The organism is Chryseobacterium sp. GVT01B, assembly GCF_019970045.1.
Lineage (GTDB): Bacteria > Bacteroidota > Bacteroidia > Flavobacteriales > Weeksellaceae > Chryseobacterium.
Genome location: NZ_JAHXYI010000011.1, coordinates 80,824 through 97,530, shown reverse-complemented (window position 1 = coordinate 97,530; position 16,707 = coordinate 80,824). Strand labels below are relative to the sequence as shown.

General features: G+C 36.1%; 14 protein-coding genes and 4 tRNA genes. 8 read left to right on the top strand and 10 right to left on the bottom strand.

Annotated features, from left to right (window positions below; translation table 11 throughout):
- Positions 1–229: 229 nt before the first annotated feature.
- Together prmA and LC457_RS22160 are read left to right on the top strand one after the other, a co-directional pair.
- Entirely contained in the window at positions 230–1,057 is an 828-nt protein-coding gene (gene prmA / locus LC457_RS22165; RefSeq protein ID WP_223601773.1) for a 50S ribosomal protein L11 methyltransferase, read from the top strand.
- 24 nt (positions 1,058–1,081) lie between these two features.
- Entirely contained in the window at positions 1,082–1,921 is an 840-nt protein-coding gene (locus tag LC457_RS22160; protein ID WP_223601772.1) for an SH3 domain-containing protein, read from the top strand.
- A gap of 609 nt (positions 1,922–2,530) precedes the next feature.
- On the opposite strand, the gene LC457_RS22155 is transcribed toward LC457_RS22160, so the two are convergent.
- The 5 genes from LC457_RS22155 to LC457_RS22135 form a co-directional block, all read right to left on the bottom strand.
- Complete coding sequence (locus LC457_RS22155) at positions 2,531–2,800, bottom strand: GIY-YIG nuclease family protein (protein WP_223601771.1); 270 nt, start codon at positions 2,798–2,800, stop codon at positions 2,531–2,533.
- A gap of 408 nt (positions 2,801–3,208) precedes the next feature.
- A tRNA-Arg gene (locus tag LC457_RS22150) sits at positions 3,209–3,282 on the bottom strand.
- Between the two features lie 32 nt (positions 3,283–3,314).
- Positions 3,315–3,389: transfer RNA gene (locus tag LC457_RS22145), tRNA-Pro, on the bottom strand.
- Between the two features lie 103 nt (positions 3,390–3,492).
- Positions 3,493–3,566: transfer RNA gene (locus LC457_RS22140), tRNA-Arg, on the bottom strand.
- A 31-nt stretch (positions 3,567–3,597) separates the two neighbouring features.
- Positions 3,598–3,672: transfer RNA gene (locus LC457_RS22135), tRNA-Pro, on the bottom strand.
- A gap of 394 nt (positions 3,673–4,066) precedes the next feature.
- On the opposite strand from LC457_RS22135, the gene LC457_RS22130 reads away from it, so the two are divergent.
- The 6 genes from LC457_RS22130 to LC457_RS22105 all read left to right on the top strand — a co-directional run bounded on the left by LC457_RS22130 (position 4,067) and on the right by LC457_RS22105 (position 7,064).
- Entirely contained in the window at positions 4,067–4,570 is a 504-nt protein-coding gene (locus tag LC457_RS22130) for a hypothetical protein (protein WP_223601770.1), read from the top strand.
- A 75-nt stretch (positions 4,571–4,645) separates the two neighbouring features.
- A complete protein-coding gene (locus LC457_RS22125; RefSeq protein ID WP_223601769.1) occupies positions 4,646–5,050 on the top strand; it encodes a hypothetical protein in 405 nt (134 codons plus the stop codon).
- The gene (locus LC457_RS22120; RefSeq protein WP_213278329.1) at positions 5,034–5,369 is read left to right on the top strand and encodes a hypothetical protein; all 336 of its coding nucleotides are present in this window, start codon (positions 5,034–5,036) and stop codon (positions 5,367–5,369) included. The genes LC457_RS22125 and LC457_RS22120 overlap by 17 nt, the downstream gene beginning before the upstream one ends.
- Before the next feature lie 42 nt (positions 5,370–5,411).
- The gene (locus tag LC457_RS22115; RefSeq protein ID WP_223601768.1) at positions 5,412–6,050 is read left to right on the top strand and encodes a hypothetical protein; all 639 of its coding nucleotides are present in this window, start codon (positions 5,412–5,414) and stop codon (positions 6,048–6,050) included.
- A 63-nt stretch (positions 6,051–6,113) separates the two neighbouring features.
- Positions 6,114–6,476: a hypothetical protein gene (locus tag LC457_RS22110; RefSeq protein ID WP_223601767.1), complete on the top strand. Its 363-nt coding sequence runs from the start codon at positions 6,114–6,116 to the stop codon at positions 6,474–6,476.
- Between the two features lie 63 nt (positions 6,477–6,539).
- Positions 6,540–7,064 carry a thermonuclease family protein gene (locus tag LC457_RS22105; protein ID WP_047433153.1) on the top strand — a complete coding sequence of 175 codons (525 nt, stop codon included), beginning with the start codon at positions 6,540–6,542 and terminating at the stop codon, positions 7,062–7,064.
- Between the two features lie 59 nt (positions 7,065–7,123).
- On the opposite strand, the gene LC457_RS22100 is transcribed toward LC457_RS22105, so the two are convergent.
- From LC457_RS22100 to LC457_RS22080, 5 genes are all read right to left on the bottom strand, one after another.
- Complete coding sequence (locus LC457_RS22100; protein ID WP_223601766.1) at positions 7,124–7,906, bottom strand: ABC transporter permease; 783 nt, start codon at positions 7,904–7,906, stop codon at positions 7,124–7,126.
- Entirely contained in the window at positions 7,899–8,801 is a 903-nt protein-coding gene (locus tag LC457_RS22095; RefSeq protein WP_223601765.1) for an ABC transporter ATP-binding protein, read from the bottom strand. The genes LC457_RS22100 and LC457_RS22095 overlap by 8 nt, the downstream gene beginning before the upstream one ends.
- Positions 8,801–10,075 (bottom strand): erythromycin esterase family protein, encoded by a 1,275-nt coding sequence (locus LC457_RS22090; protein ID WP_223601764.1) that lies wholly within the window; start codon positions 10,073–10,075, stop codon positions 8,801–8,803. Before LC457_RS22090 ends, LC457_RS22095 begins: the two co-directional genes overlap by 1 nt.
- A gap of 270 nt (positions 10,076–10,345) precedes the next feature.
- On the bottom strand, positions 10,346–13,432 hold the full coding sequence (locus LC457_RS22085) for a T9SS type B sorting domain-containing protein (RefSeq protein WP_223601763.1): 3,087 nt from the start codon (positions 13,430–13,432) through the stop codon (positions 10,346–10,348).
- Positions 13,433–13,519: 87 nt separating this feature from the next.
- Complete coding sequence (locus LC457_RS22080; RefSeq protein WP_223601762.1) at positions 13,520–16,663, bottom strand: T9SS type B sorting domain-containing protein; 3,144 nt, start codon at positions 16,661–16,663, stop codon at positions 13,520–13,522.
- Between the last annotated feature and the right edge of the window lie 44 nt (positions 16,664–16,707).

Below are 16,707 nucleotides of genomic sequence, written 5' to 3'. Positions count from 1 at the left end.
AATCATCTGTTGAAATCCGTGCAATCTGTGGGAAAAAATAGATAATAAAAATATAAGATTCTTCACTGCATTTCATTCAGAATGACAAAAACCAAATAATTTGACGTTTGAGACTACATTTCAAAAAATCTGTGGATAGAAATCAAAAAAATCCCCGGTTTCAGCCAAAAATTACCTCATCATTTTTTTAACAATAATAACATTAGTATTTTTGCAGCAAATTAGTCACATGCAAAATTATTTAGAATTCAATTTCAAAATTTCTCCATTGCAGCCTTGGAATGAAATTTTAATGGCAGAGCTTATAGAAATAGGTTTTGACAGCTTTACAGAAGAAATTGACGGAATTTTAGGATATATCCAGACAGAATTGTTTCAGGAAGATCAGTTGAAGGCCCTTCCTATCTTTGAAAACGAAAACGTAAAAATCGAATACACTTTTGAAGAAATGCCGAATATCAACTGGAATGAAGAATGGGAAAAGAATTTTTCTCCAATCAATATTGATGATAAAGTATTGATCAGAGCAGAGTTCCACGAATCGGTGCCGGGAATGCATGAAATTATCATTCAGCCTAAAATGTCTTTCGGAACAGGACATCACCCTACAACCCACCTGATGATCCAGCAAATGATGGATATTGACTTCAATGGCAAAAAGGTATTGGATATGGGATGCGGAACTTCTGTATTGGCAATCTATGCAAAACAGCAGAGAGCAGGAGATACAAAAGCTATCGATATTGATGAATGGTCAGTAGAAAACTCAAAAGAAAACTCAGTAAGAAACGGTGTAGAATTAGATATTGAACAGGGAACTGCTGAAAACTTAGGAAAAGAGAATTTTGATATTATTTTAGCTAATATCAACAGAAATATCCTGATTTCAGATATCCCAACTTATGTTTCAGTATTGAATAAAGGCGGTAAACTATTGCTTTCAGGACTGTGCTTCTTTGACGTAGATGATATCCTTGAAGTATGTAAAGAAAGCGGTCTTGAGCTTAAAAAACAACTGCAGCGTGAAGAATGGGTAAGTCTTCTGCTTGAAAAATAACACACACAAAAAACAAATACGAATATGAAAACTTTATTGACAGCTTTATTGATACTGATGCTGCAGTTTTTTGCAGCGCAGGAAAATGAAGTATATGCAGATGGGGTCTTTGGTTTTGAAGAAAATAAAGCGCAAAAGATTTTTACAGATTGGACCCGCGTGAGATTAGACCCAGGAGTGAATGCTCAGATTACAGATTCATTGCAGACCAACCAGCAGGTAATGATTCTTAAAAAAGAAGAAACTGTTCTGAAATTAGGTGAAAGAGCTGCCAATTGGTATAAAATCTCTTATCAGAAAGGAGAAAATACTTTGGAAGGATATATCTGGGGTGGTAATCTTTGTGTAGGGTATCGTAACAAAAATGGGTATGATTTCCTTTTCGGGCTTTCCAAAACGATTGACAGGAAAAATAAAGAATACAACCAGATCGAAAAACAAAATATTGCCGGGATAAAAGTTTTGGAAGGAAATACACTTATTGATGAGGTGTATTTTGATACTGGGAAGGGAGAGGAGCTAAGCTCTGCATCCTTCAATATAGAAAGCAGCCATAAACTGCAGAATGTTGAATTTACCCTTAAAGCAATGGTTTCCGGTGAAGCCTGTGGAATAGCAAGCTATGATCAGTATGTTCTTTTTAAAGATAAAAAACTGATTACCCTTCCACAGTTGATGAACGTAGGGGATGCCGGAGCTTTTTATCACAGTGAAGAATATGTTTTCCCTAATGATAAAGGAGGAGTTCCCAATGCATTTATCCTTAAAGTAGAAGATATGGAAGTAGATGAAAAAGACAGAGAGAAGAAAAAGCATTCTTCCAGAACCTATCTTTGGAACGGAAGTTCTTATAAGTTAAAATAATATCTCAAAATAAATTAAACCGTTGTAACCACAGCGGTTTTTTTATTGTATAAATGTAAAAAAATAGGATTGGAACAAACCAATCCTACCAAACATGATTAAGTGTATAGTTGAGCCATAAAGGCTACAGGGAATTAAAGTGCACAAAAAGATTTTTATTGATCCTTAATCAATGTTTCCTTAATACTAATTAAACTAACTAAGTGACCTTGCGGCAACATTTACCATGTAAAAGTAACAGGTCTTTTCGTCTATAAAAGTAAAAGATAAGCTGATGCTGCAAAATTAGTTGGTGAAACGGTGTTTTTAACCAGTGAAACGAATAGGATAGCCTTGCGGATAAGTATTCTGTTTCATTAAGGCAGGAAAAGCCTTATTAATGGCATTGATTTTAATTGTTCCTTATGATTCGTTATAATAATGGGATTAATTGAAATTTGATAAGCTTATTATCGTTTATTTATATTGCCAGGCTTCTGTTTAAAACTATAAAGAAGAGTGAAGAATAATATTTGGAACTTTTTTGTCAATTTATAAAAAAAAGACTCACTATTTCTAGTAAGTCTTTAAGTGAGCGCGAAAGGATTCGAACCTTTGCCGTCCCGATTTTTAATCGGGATGCTCTATATCATTTGAGGCATTAATGAGTTTTTGAATCTTTGATTTGTTTTTCCATGCCTTGATTTCTCTTTCTCTTTTGTAGGCGAGAGCTTTAGAATCGAAAGTTTCGTGATAAACAATAATCCAATCCTTAGCTTTTGCAGTAAAGCCTTTATGGTCTGATAGGTGTTTTCTTAATCTTTCCTGTAAGGATTCACATGAGTGTCCGATATAGAATTTATCTAAAGATTTAGAATGAAGTATATAACAATAGCACATAGAACTAATATAAACAAAAAGTTCATGATTTTCGCGTAAAATAAAACGCGTAGATCATTTGTATGAAAATAATAAAAACAAAAAAGACTCACTATTTCTAGTAAGTCTTTAAGTGAGAGCGAAAGGATTCGAACCTTTGCCGTCCCGATTGAAATCGGGATGCTCTATCCTGTTTTATTCATTAATGTTGTTGGATTGTAAACTAAGATGTGTAACCTTCTAAAAGCAAAAAATTTCACAATAAAATTGTGAGGTTTTTGTGAGCGCGAAAGAATTCGAACCTTTGCCGTCCCGATTGAAATCGGGATGCTCTATCCTGTTTTATTCATTAACGTTGTTGGATTGTAAACTAAGATGTGTAACCTTCTAAAAACAAAAAAGACTTACTATTTCTAGTAAGTCTTTAAGTGAGCGCGAAAGGATTCGAACCTTTGACCGTCTGCTTAGAAGGCAGATGCTCTATCCAGCTGAGCTACGCACCCATTAAGTAATTTTGAGAAAACTACTAAAACAGTCGGGGCGGCAGGATTCGAACCTGCGACCTCCTGGTCCCAAACCAGGCGCGATGACCGGACTACGCTACGCCCCGATTAATGATCATCTATAACGAATTGCTTCGTTTTTGTGATTTCAAAAGCATCATACTTTTGATCTGAAATAAAAAGACCCACAGGGTATTGTGAGCCATTTTGTGAGCGCGAAAGGATTCGAACCTTTGACCGTCTGCTTAGAAGGCAGATGCTCTATCCAGCTGAGCTACGCACCCATAAGTAATTTTGAGAAAACTACTAAAACAGTCGGGGCGGCAGGATTCGAACCTGCGACCTCCTGGTCCCAAACCAGGCGCGATGACCGGACTACGCTACGCCCCGATTGATGGTCACCTATAAACGATTTTTCTTCGTTTTTGCGGTTGCAAAGGTACAATACTTTTTTAAATAAAAAAATAAATTATAAGGTAATTTTTGATTAATTTTTCATCAATACTTTTTTGTTACCTTTACAAAACTAATAACCATAGACTTAACTTATTTCCAAAATGCTGATTCTTTTACCATTTTTTTCTCGTGTTTTTCATTTTGAAATTTGAAACTTTGTGCTCATTGTACTGTGTTTTTAAAATAATAGAAAAATGGAAAAAGAAAAATTTTATAAAATTTATTTTCCTGTACTTGAGAAAGCTCTTCAGAATGCTTCCATTAATTAGGTTTGATGCCTTTCTTTAAGTCCATAAAAATTGAAGTTCAGTTCTAATAAAAAAGAAAGATGTTTAAAATTATTACCAAAGGGAAAGCAATGCTGGGAAGTTATGATCCGGAAGATCAGGATACTAGCGAAGCAATATATACTATTTATAAAGCAGATTATGATTTTATGATTTTTATCTGTTGGAATGGCTTTCATATTCCTGTGGATGGGAGTTCTCTGTCTCAAATTTATAATGATGTAGTAGATATGCTGGAGTTTATTAAAATAGGTGAGCATGACTTTTGGATTAGCTTTTTAGACAGTTGTTTTACAGCAGTCTGGCATTTTTCAATAAAAAATGAAGAGATAGAAATTAAAGCTGAATGGACTGATATTGCTCCTTATCACTACGAGAACAGAAGGGTCGAAAACCTGAGAGAAGTTTCGGATGTTGTTATTATCAACAAAAATAATTTTATCAATGAATGGGATAACATTCTCAGAATGATCAAAAATGATCTTTTGAGTGTAGGATATAACAGCCGTTTAGAAGGGTTTGATTATTTAAATGATTTAGATTGAAAAACTTATGTTCCAAATGGTTATGAGTTTTACGAAAATAGCCTGATAGAAAATAATTTATAAAATGAAATAGAAATGACAATTACTAAATTATATATAGTGGATTGGTATGATGATATTATAACCTCAATTATTTCATTTGAAAATGATGAATTGTATTTGTTTAATTGTATTCAAAGACAGTTTATCAGCGGGAAGAAAACGTATTATTGCGTAAAAATAGATGAAGAATCGTCTAAACAGATTGGAAATATGATAGAGAAAAAGATTTTTACTAAAAAGGATTGTGATATCTTAAATCTGATCTTTGAAAAGAATAATAAAAATGATAATGTTTTTTTATTAGACACAGAATCATTATTCGTTGGCTCAGATATTATTTTTAGGAAAACAAAAAATTCGGACCTCAGATCTATTACGTTTCCTTTTGATATTTCAACTTTATACACTGATCAAAATAATAATGAAAGATATATTTGAGTTTACAATAATGATTCATGAAAATTTGTCGGAATACGTTGTAGACAGTTTTATTGCATTTATAGAAAATAATTCTGTGTTTTGGGGAGGTGGTTATTCTGAAAATCAGATGAATGGAGGATTATATATTGATGAGAGTGTAGACATTAATATCAATGATTTTATAAAAGAATTCCTTACATTTTTTTTACATCAGGAAATTAAGATTGATAAAATTGAGGTCAATATTGAAGATTTTTACTTTCACTCTTTTGAATATGATGATTTTATGAAGATCCATTCATCAGTGCCGATATATATTGGTTATTGGGAAGTATAATTATTGCCGGCAAAAAGGCTTGCCGAAAATTCAATTAATTTTATGAAGAAACATAGAGATACCAATGCTTATTACCTGTCAAATTTTTTTGAACATAATGAATTGAAGTACGAAAGTTTCTGGTTGTTTTATAATCGCGAAGATGAAATTCAAATGGGAAATTTTTTTCCTGATCAAAAAGTGTATTCGTTTTTATGGGAGTATGCAGATGAAGATATTTTAGTAAAAATTGATGAGTGGAAAAGAGCGTTCAGGAGAAATGATATTGAGATCTTACAGGAAGCTAAGCTGCATACCCGAAATTACCTGTCAGGAGAGCGAAAAGTATATCTGGATTGCTTAGAAACCAATCTTATAACTGCAGATAAAAAATTTAAAGACCTGACTGCATACGATACAGGACAACGTTTTGTTCAGATTGTGACCGATGAGAATATATCATTTGTTGATATTGATTTAGGATTTCTGGAATTAACGGATACAGTAGATAAATTTAGAGCAGTTGTCAGGATTTTAGATACTGATGGTATTCAGGCATTGATCTTAAATGGCTATCATCATCGTGGAGAATTACTTAAAATCTGCATTGTGGAGAGTGATAAAGCCTGCTCAACAATAACCGAAACTTTGCCCTTGAATATTTTTGAAAATACATATGTAGCAATGCCCTTTAACGGGTGATGGTATTAAAAATATAGTCTGTTAGAAATTGTTTCTGTAAGGATATAAAAATTGATTTTTTAAATGAGTAGAAATAAAAATTTATCAGTGATTTTAATCGTTGCAGCATTAGTTTTTTTATATAAATTTATATTTTCGTCAAAAAACGAAGGCCATTTTTTAGATGAAATTAGAGATAAGGATATAAAATCAATAGTTAGTAAAAAGTATGTTAATTATGATAATCACAATATATCATTTTTGGTCTATGGCAATAAAGATAGTATAGTGGTTTATAGTGATTGGTGGGAAAAGATTTCTGTAGGAGATTCAATAGTAAAACCAAAAGGTTCTTTAGATGTAATTATAAAAAATTCTAATAAAATTGAAAAATTTGATTATGAAGAAAAATTTGGTTTAGACAGTCAATATTTTAAATTGTATTAATGAAACCTCGCAAAACAAAAGGTTTTTTTATTAAAAAGCCCTACTAATCCCTATATTTGCCCCATGAAACGATTAATGCTGCTGTACGTACTTTTCCCTGTATTCCTATTCTCACAAACAACCGGAAAAGTAATTAAAATTTCAGACGGAGATACCATTACTTTACTGTTAAAAGGCAATCAGCAAAAAAAAATCAGGCTGGCTGAAGTCGATTGTCCCGAAAGTGGACAGGCATTTGGAAAAAATGCAAAACAGTTTACTTCTGCCCAGGTATTTGGGAAAACGGTAAGCTTTGTTGAAACGAACACTGACCGATATGGGAGATCTATTGCAAAGGTTTATTATGATGATGGAAAATACCTTTCCAAAGAGCTTATTAAAGCCGGAATGGGATGGTGGTATTTTTCTTATTCCAAAGATGCTTCTTTAGGTAAAATTCAGGAAAATGCACAATATAGAAAAGTCGGTCTCTGGCAGGATGTGAATGCGGTTGCACCCTGGGACTACCGTAAAATGAAACGTGAGCTTAGAAATAATAAGAAAATTGAGGCCGCCAAAACGGGAACAAAAATAAAAGCAGTAGCATAAATATTGGGCAAGGAAGCGTGAAGATAGTAACTTCCATCCTCAAGCTTCCATCGACCTTATTAAATCCCTTTCTTCCTTACAAAAAGATAAAAACTCGTAGCCATGAAGATAAATAGGGCAGCGATATTACAGTAATCCATTCTTTCAAAAGCAATGTTTTCGTTTAGAAAATCTTCCAGTGATCTGTAACCTCCGGTGTAAATCAGAAAATCTGCAAATGATTTTTGATGAATAATCGTTGTGAAAAGCAGCATGAATACCCCGAAACCGATAGGATAGATGAAATTTTTGAAGAGAAGACTTAAAGTCAACTGTACCATCGCAATCGCAGAAAGCGTAATGAAAAACTTCAAAAAGATATAAAATATCACTTCCCTGAAATCATAGTTCTGGAATCCAAGCTTTGGAAAGGCAATCCCAAGAAGATATCCGCTCAGTAAAAACGTGAGGTAAGAAAAAAGCACAGAAAAGAGAACCGTGATCTGGATAAACAGAGCTTTTGAAAGAAATATTTTGGTCTTTGAAACCGGAAGGGTAAAAAGAATTTTATAATTATTATTCCGGTATTCCACATCACAGCAGGCGTGTACAAAAAGCGATACCAGAATAGGGTAGAGAAGATAGAAAAACATAAATACAGTCCTTCCCAATGACATTTTCCAGGGATTTACTGTTCCCTCTGTTTCTTGCGCTCCGGAACGGAGTACATCATAAACCATGTACAGATCAATTGCAAAGATGATCAGAACAGGAAGCAGCAGAATTCCGAAAATCTCTTTGTTTTTCGAGAGTTTATACTGCTCGGATGAAAAAGCTTTTAAGAAAGTATTAGTATTACTCATGTTTTTTAGAAATTAAATTAATGAAGATCTGCTCAAGATTCGTGCTTTGAGACTCTATGTCATAAATCTCAATTCCGTTTTGGACCAGCGTTGTGAGAAGTCCGTTGAATTCTTTGTCATTGTTGATTTTTACTGAAATTTTGTTCGTATTGTTCAGTGTTGCGGAAAAAGTGTCTTGCAGTAGAGATAATGCCTTTTCAACAGGATTAACTTTTAAAACAACCTCTTTTTTCACTTTGCTTAAAAGTTCATTCTTTGTCCCCTGAAAAATCATTTGTCCGCCTTCAATAATTCCGATGTGGGTTGCCGTTTTTTCAAGCTCGCTCAAAATATGACTTGAAAGAAATATCGTTTTTCCCTGCTCATTCAAATGCTGGAAAAGTTTTCTCATTTCAAAAATTCCCTGAGGATCAAGTCCGTTGAGTGGTTCATCCAGAATCAGAAGTTTTGGATCATGAAAAATAGCCATCGCAATTCCCAGACGCTGTTTCATTCCCATTGATAGAGCTGTTGCCTTTTTCTTTTTTTCATTATGAAGATCTACCAGTTCCAGCACCTCATCAATTCTTTTGTTCCCTTTGCCATAGATAATATCCAGGTATTTAAGGTTTTCAAAAACGGTAAGTTTGGTATAAAAACAAGGAGATTCAATCAGATTCCCTGTACTGGCAAGAATCTCTGTCCGGTTCTGCTGTAAGCTTTTATTTTGAATAAAAATATTGTCTGCCGATGATTCCAAAAGTCCCAGAAGAAGTTTAATCGTAGTTGATTTTCCCGCGCCGTTTCTTCCCAGATATCCGTAAATACTGCCTTCGGGAATATTGAGGTTGATATTGTTCAGAATAGTTTTAGAACCTATAGTATAACTGAGGTTTCTAGTAGTAATGCTTTCCATTATTCGTGAGAGGTTAAAAAAGTATTGTTGTCTATATAAAATATTCCGTCAAAAAACCGGTCCCAGACCTTTTTCTGATCTGTTCCCTGGTTAATGGTGGATATAAACTCTTTCTTCAGGACAGAACTTTCCGGAATACTTCTGAGATCAATAAAAAAATAAGGTGTTTTCGTTGCATGAAACGTATTCTCGATGGCAAGCTTTCCAGGCCTATCCATAGGAGTTCCGGCTTTATTATCTTTAGCATAGGACGAAAAATCAACCATATAAGAAGTCTTTCCGTATTTACTTTTGATATAAGCGCCCAGAGGTAAATAATCTTTGCTGTAACGGCTTGCGAAAGTATGGAGGTTTGCACACCACACAATAATCTTTTGGTCATGATACACAAAATCAATCTGATGAATAAGATTTCTGGCCATCAGAGAGTCTCTGAACTGCATACTTTGCATAGATCCCGGTTCATATTTCCATGTTTTATCGAAATTGTTTCTCATATCATGTAAATACCGGGTATAGATTCTGTTTTCAGTCGTCTTTTCAAGCTTTGAAACCACCTGTTCCAGTCGGGTGATCTCATTGAGGAAGTCTTTTTTCTGATTTCCGGGTAAAGTTCTTTTGGCAAACCCTTTATACATAAAGTTAGAGATCTGATTAAGATTTTTGTTTAAAAGAGGAAATCGCTTAATGTCAATCGAATTTTTACTTAAAAAATCCTTCAAAAGCTTACCACGTCTGTCATACAGCTCTATTCCGGAAAATTGAATGTCAAACCCGCCCAATTCTATCGGACTAGCTGAGGTTTTCGTTTTCTGATAATAGTTGATCAGAGGCTGAGTTTCCCTGTTGTCCCACCAGAAATCGAAAAGCCCCAATCCTCCTATGGAAGCCAAAGGAATTTTCAGACTGTGGTTTTTCATTTCCTCATTCATTATCCAGGTATCATATTGTCCGGTTTCATACAATACAACGTTATACCCCAGATTCTCATGGAGATATTTGATGAGTCTGCTTTTGGCCTGCATCGTAGCGCCGTCGCTATGGACGTTTTCTCCCAGCATGACGATCCTGTTGTCTTTAAGCACAGCATCCAGTACTTTCAGGTCACTGTTGTCCGGATATGCCATAGAAATACTTTTTATAGGATGTTTATATTGCTGGACGTCTTTCAGAAGTTCCTGTTTTTCTTTTTCAGGGATATCTTTAAAAACAATTTTATTCAGGATTAAAACCGCAATTACAGAAATTATAAAAGTGTAAAGTATTTTTTTCATCCATCAAAATTATACAGTTGCTAAATGCCTATTCGCCTTCTTATTTAGTTTTAAATTTAATAAAAAATAAAAGCTTTTCTTGAAAACTATTTGTGTTTCAGTCGAAAATAATGCCATGAGATAAATGATGTCAATTCGTCATGTTTTTCCTGTTAATGGGAAATATATGAATCTGATGTTGGATGAATAAATAAAAAACTGTCTCAAAAAAATGAGACAGTCTCTTTAAACAAAAAGTATTACAATCCTGATAAGGAAGTTGTATTTGATTTAATTCCTGTTTTTTACCAGGATCCATCCTGTATAGGAAACAAGCTTTTGGGTATCCGGATCCATCCACTTTATTTCATACCAGTAAGTACCACTGTTCACGGGAGTACCGCCGATGGTACCATCCCATTTTAAATTATTATTCTTATCCGAAGAATGAATAAGCTGTCCGTATCGGTTGAAAATACCAAACTTCAAACCTTTCAAAAATCCAAGCTCCGAATAATCCAGGGTGTCATTGATGCCGTCACTGTTGGGAGTAATGGCATTAATAAGATTCGGAACCAGGATCTGAGTCTCTACAGGAGTACAGTTGCTGGAATCTTTCACATAAAAAATATTTTTACCTCTTGGAAGGCCAGTGAATACATTAGAATCCTGCCACATCATTCCATCCCTTGAATACTGATAAGGAGGTGTGCCGTCTTCTACAGTGAGGGTAACCGTATTTCCTGTGGTTTCTATCTTCTTGATTTTGGGAATAGGAACAGACATTACTTTTACAAACTGTTTTGTTTCACATCCGTTGGAAGTCAGGATTACCCAATAATTACCTATGGAAGCAATGATAGAAGGTGTCGTTGCTCCTGTACTCCATAAATAAGAGGTATAGCCCGGGCCGGCATCCAGCGTGGTTCTTGCATCAGGACATATATACTGATCCACTAAAAGAGGAGAGGGTTTGGGTGGAATCACCGTTAAAGTAATTTGAGCAAAATCAAAACAGCCATTACCCGTAATTACCTTCACATAAACTGTTGTATTTGGAGAAATATAAGCAGTAGGAGTGGTTATTTCATTCGTTCCATTAGTGGCATCTGTAAGAGTAGGATAATATCTCTTCGTCACAGGAGCTGTGGTAGTGACAAGAGCTGTGGTCAGATCGAAAGTTCCTGTATTAGGATTGCTTGGAACAAAACATCCGTTGAGGGTTGCATTCTGTACATTCGGTGCCGGATAAAACTGAAGTGTTATTTTTGCATTAGCTGTACAGCCTTCTACCGTTGTTACCTTTACATACACCGTGGCATTAGCTGCAGACGGATAAGAATTGGCAGGGATAATTTCATTGGTTCCGGCATTTAAATCAGCCAAAGTAGGATAATATTTTCTGGTGGCATTGGCTGGTCCTCCTACAGCAGCTGTAGTGAGATCAAAAATACCTGTTCCGTTGGTTTCGCAGGTTTTTACAGTAGTATCCGTTAAAATCAGAGGCTGAACGGTTACATTTACTTTTACCTGTTCACAGTCTGTAAAATCAGGATCATTTCCACAGAATTTATAAGTGAAAGTATCAGTGGTTGTTCCTGCATTGGCCGTATAAGTAAGAATTCCTGTTGTTGGGTTTACTGTTAAAGTGCCGTTGGCAGGTGGGATAATAATCTGAACAGTCCCCGGTACCGGAGTCTGTGTAGAATTGGAGAATGCAGGAGTGATGGTCGTAGGTGTACCGGCACTGCAGACATTCATTGGTTTTACGGTATTCACAAGACAGCTGTATACTTTGTAAGGATAAGTTGTAAGAGGGGTACACGTGCTTTTCGTGATGGATACCGTATGATTTCCTGCCTGAGTAGGAGTGTAGGTATTACCGTTAGCTCCCGGAATAGGATTTCCGTTGAGGTTCCACTGATAATGGTCAAAACCGCTTTCCACTTCTAAAACAATTCCAGGGACACATTCCCCGGCAGATTTGCTGATCACCGGAATAGAATTGAAGCCTGCAAAATATCCTCCGTAGCCAAGATTTCCACTACCTCCTATAATACCGGCGGTGACAGCTTTAGTAGAAGTTACAGTAACATTTCCAGAGATATTGGGAATTGAATATGAAACCCAGTTTGGAGTTCCGGTGACAGGAAAAGGTCCCTGTGTTGAGGGAGGAGTTACTCCATTTACGGTAACTCCGGCTCCTGTCTGAGTTAAAATATTAAGCTTTACAAAGAGCGGTGGATTGAAAGTCGTATAATAAGGAAGTTCTCCTATTTTTCCTATTTCATCAATAACAGTAGGAAGAAAACAGTTAAGAGGCGGTATATAATTGAACCCTTCCGTAGCATCATTGTCTGCAATACCTGATAACAACTGATAGACATAGACATTCTTTGAAGCTTTGATGTACATATTGTGATGAGAAGGTCCATTGAGTACATAATTCATTGCACTTACTCTGTAATATTGCCCTTCATTGAGTGTTATTACAGGTGTTGGGTTATTGTTAAGCCTGATTTCTGTATTGTTCTCTGTTGCAACAATAATAGCTCCTTCAATTTCAGGAAGAAGGTTTCCCATTCCTTTAATAAGCACAAATTCCTGACCTAAACGCTCAACCGGAACAGACTGATCCATGATAATATCCTCTCCGTTATAAGGAGGTGTCATTCCGAACTGACCATGATAATTTCCATTGGTAACAGATACAGGCTTGGTGGATTCTATTTTAGCACCTATAAACCCGTCTTTGTTGCCAGGTTTATTAGCGTACCCGGCAAATATATAGGATTGTCCTTTATTCAGTGTTATTGTAATGCTGGGGTGGGTAAGTCCGTTAAAATTATTATAGAACCATGTTGTCATACCATATCCTGAAACTTTGATCTGGGTATTGTCTTCTGTTGCCAGAATACCACAGGAAAAATTTTGCGAAGGCTGATTGTTCATCAATGGAGCATACACCGCATAAAACTTGGTTCCAATTCCGGCTTTTCCCTTGGATGTCAGAATTTCTCCATGATTGATTTCCGAAAACCTGTATGTGGCAAAAAAAGGAAGATCTCCGTGAAGATAAAGTCCTCTTGTTTTTACACTCATCGCATCGGTTGTATTTTGTCCTATCATCAGATTCATAGGAACATCAAACGTTTGTGGATTTCCTTTGCTGATGGTCACTGTTCCTATCATGGTATTGTTATTGTAAATACTGACAGGAAACGGGGTTGTACTATCTGTGGAAAGGTATAATGCCTGTTTGGGAGAACCATTCGAGGAGCTCGCAACCATAGGAGCAAACCAATGATCTGTATCCCTTTGTGCACAAACAGATGATGAGACAAATAATAATATAAAAATAAATAAGATCCTTTTCATAAGCTTTAAGGAAGATTAGATTAAATTAGGCATGAAGCTTTTCATGAAAGCAAGCTTTGTTACAATTGATTGTGTATAGATTAATCTTTAATTTTTCAGTAAGATCCACCCAGTGTATTTGATGACAGCATCTTTCAAAGCAGGTTCTTTCCAGGTGATTACATACCAGTAAGTTCCTGTGAACAGTTTTTTATTATTGAACATGCCGTCCCATGTATAATTGTTGAAACGTGTGCCTGTAAAAACATTGTTTCCATATCTGTCATGTACTGTAAAGGACAGCTCTTTCTTGTAAGCAAGCTCTGTGTAGGAAATAAAATCATTTACGTTGTCTCCGTTAGGCGTAATGGCATTGATGATATTGATAACCGTCAGTTCTACTTGTATTGGTTCGCAGTTATAAGAATCCTTTACATAAAACTTATTCTGACCATTAGGCAGCCCTGTAAATATGTTTGAACTTTGCCAGTTGACCTCATCAGTGGAATATAAATAAGGAGGATTACCACCGGTTACAGTGAGTGTTGCCTTATTATTGTCGAAATCTATTTGTTTGATAACTGCTTCAGGGGCTTTTTTTACAGAAACATGCTGCTTCGTAAAACAATTGTCATGTCCTAAAATCACCCAGTAATCTCCTACACCTGCATTGGAGATGAAAGAAGTTATAGCTCCTGTACTCCATTCATAGGATTGATAACCCGGTCCGGCATCCAGTGTTGTGGTAGAATTAAAACAAATAGACTGATCTTTAAGCAGAGAAGAAGGATGAGGTAATGTAACAGTAAGATTTACTGCTGCAATAGTGTAGCATCCTGTTGTATTAACCACCTTAATGTATACTGTTCCACTGGAAGAAATATAGACAATAGGATTCGGGATAGCATTGATTCCTGATACTGCATCCTGCTGGGTTTTATAATATTCTTTGGTAATTCCTGTTTCGCTGGTAACTGTTGCCTTGGTTAAATCAAAACTTCCTTTATCCGGAGCAGCATCTATATAACATGAAGTTAAAGAAGCATTTTGAATTTGTGGAGACGGATTGAATTGAAGGCTGATCTTTGCCTGGGTAAAACATCCTTCAGGACTTGATACTTTTACATAAACATCCTTTGGAACAGAAGATACATAAGCATTGGCTGAGGTAATTTCATTGATACCTGCAGCCAGATCAGCTGGGGTCTGATAATATTTTTTTATGGCTCCGGCAGGACCGCCTACATTGGCAGAAGTCAGATCAAAAATTCCGCTTCCGTTACTATTACAGGTTTTGATGACTGCATTGGTTGCCGTTACCGTTTGTACGGTGATATTTACCTTTACTTCTTCACAATCTGCAAATTCGGGAACGTTACCACAGAATTTATAAGTGAATGTATCAGTAGTTGTTCCAGGATTAGCTGTGTAAGTAAGCACCCCTGTAGAAGAATTCACACTAAGAACTCCTTTGGTTGGTGGAGTAATGATTTGTACACTGCCGGGCGCAGGAACCTGAGAAGAATTGGTAAAAGATGGAGTGATCGTTACCGGATTTCCTGTTGAACAGATTGTTAAAGATTTTGTAGTGTGGGTTACACAACTGAATACCTTATAAACGGGTGTTGTTGCAGGTGGGCAGCTTCCTCCCACAGATACCGTTGCTGTATAATTTCCGGATTGTGTAGGGGTATAAGAGTTTGATGTCGCTCCGGAGATAGGATTTCCATTCAAGTTCCATTGATAGGAAACATAGCTGTCATCTACTTCCAGTATCATTCCGGGAATACATTCTCCACTCTTTTTAGAAATGACGGGGATAGAAGAAAATCCGGCAAAATATCCTCCGTATCCTACATTTCCTTCACCAGCAGCAATACCGGCCGTCACAGCTTTAGTAGATTCTACAATAATATTACCGGTAACATTCGGGACAGAATAAGTAACCCAATTGGCATTTCCGGTTACAGGAAAAGGTCCCTGTGCAGTTGTTAAAGGTATTCCGTTAACAGTGACTGTAGCTCCTGTTTCAGTGATAATATTGAGCTTTACAACAGGAGTGATAGCTGTGTAATAAGGTAAAACATTGATCATTCCTATTTCATCTATTTTCTTGGGGAGAAAACAGTTGAGTGGAGGAATATAATTGGCACCGATGGTGATTTCAACAAATGACGTTGCTGTTCCCGCCATCAGCTGGTAAACATAGACTTTTTTGGTAGTCCGGATGTGCATGTTATAATGTCCGGTACTATTTTGATTCATGTAAGAAGAAGAGCCGATCCGATAGAACTGTCCTTCGTTAAGTGTGACAACCGGATTCACATCATCATTGAGATATACCTGTGTATTATTCTCCGTAGCGGTTACTACAGCACCCTCTACATTCGATGCAATCGGAGCCATGCCCTTAACGAGGACAAAATCATCCCCTAAACGTTCTACCGGTATCGACTGATCCATTAAAATATCACTGCCATTACTGGAGTTGATGATTTGTCCATTAAAATTTCCATTCGTAACTGTTACCGGTTTACTGGACTCAATTTTTGCCCCGATAAAACCATTTTGATTTCCTGTCTGATTTCCTCTGCCTTCAATGATGTAAGATTGTCCTTTATTCAGTATAAAGGTCATTGAGGGAGTAGACGCTCCCGAATTACCATTAGAAAACTGAACAGAAGAATCATAATTGGAAACAGTTACCACAGTGTTATCTTCTGTTGCCAGAACTCCACAAGTAAAATTATTGATAGAAGAAGAATTGGAAATAGGTCCATAAGCCACATAAAACTTATTCCCGATTCCTGCCTTTCCTTTAGAGGTAAGAATTTCTCCATGACTTTTGGTAGAAAATCTGAAAGTACAGAAGAAAGGCTTTTCTCCTTTTATATAAAGACCTCGTCCTGTTACCTTAAAGACTTCTGATTGAGCCCCGGTAATCATGTTATCCATCGGAATATCAAAAGATTGCGGATTTCCCTTACTGATTGTCACAGTTCCAATCACTGTATTATTGTTATAAATAGTAACAGGAAACGGCACCATAGAATCTGTTGACAAAAATAAAGCCTGCTTATTGGAATCATTGGTTCTGGACATCATAGGTGCAAACCAATGTTCAGTATCTCTTTGCGAGAAAAGTTGATTGCTGGCAATGAACAGAAGTAAAATGGTAAAAAGAAATTTTTTGAACGTGGGAAACAAATGCCTTGCTGTATCAGGTTTATAAACAGAGTAAAAGTCTTTCATTGAATAAGTTTAAGGGGATAAAAAACTGTCATAAAAGCGGCGTA

Coding starts and splice junctions, on each gene's coding strand:
- prmA (WP_223601773.1), top strand. CDS start 230: ATGCAAAATTATTTAGAATTCAATTTCAAAATTTCTCCATTGCAGCCT.
- LC457_RS22160 (WP_223601772.1), top strand. CDS start 1,082: ATGAAAACTTTATTGACAGCTTTATTGATACTGATGCTGCAGTTTTTT.
- LC457_RS22155 (WP_223601771.1), bottom strand. CDS start 2,800: ATGTGCTATTGTTATATACTTCATTCTAAATCTTTAGATAAATTCTAT.
- LC457_RS22130 (WP_223601770.1), top strand. CDS start 4,067: ATGTTTAAAATTATTACCAAAGGGAAAGCAATGCTGGGAAGTTATGAT.
- LC457_RS22125 (WP_223601769.1), top strand. CDS start 4,646: ATGACAATTACTAAATTATATATAGTGGATTGGTATGATGATATTATA.
- LC457_RS22120 (WP_213278329.1), top strand. CDS start 5,034: ATGAAAGATATATTTGAGTTTACAATAATGATTCATGAAAATTTGTCG.
- LC457_RS22115 (WP_223601768.1), top strand. CDS start 5,412: ATGAAGAAACATAGAGATACCAATGCTTATTACCTGTCAAATTTTTTT.
- LC457_RS22110 (WP_223601767.1), top strand. CDS start 6,114: ATGAGTAGAAATAAAAATTTATCAGTGATTTTAATCGTTGCAGCATTA.
- LC457_RS22105 (WP_047433153.1), top strand. CDS start 6,540: ATGAAACGATTAATGCTGCTGTACGTACTTTTCCCTGTATTCCTATTC.
- LC457_RS22100 (WP_223601766.1), bottom strand. CDS start 7,906: ATGAGTAATACTAATACTTTCTTAAAAGCTTTTTCATCCGAGCAGTAT.
- LC457_RS22095 (WP_223601765.1), bottom strand. CDS start 8,801: ATGGAAAGCATTACTACTAGAAACCTCAGTTATACTATAGGTTCTAAA.
- LC457_RS22090 (WP_223601764.1), bottom strand. CDS start 10,075: ATGAAAAAAATACTTTACACTTTTATAATTTCTGTAATTGCGGTTTTA.
- LC457_RS22085 (WP_223601763.1), bottom strand. CDS start 13,432: ATGAAAAGGATCTTATTTATTTTTATATTATTATTTGTCTCATCATCT.
- LC457_RS22080 (WP_223601762.1), bottom strand. CDS start 16,663: ATGAAAGACTTTTACTCTGTTTATAAACCTGATACAGCAAGGCATTTG.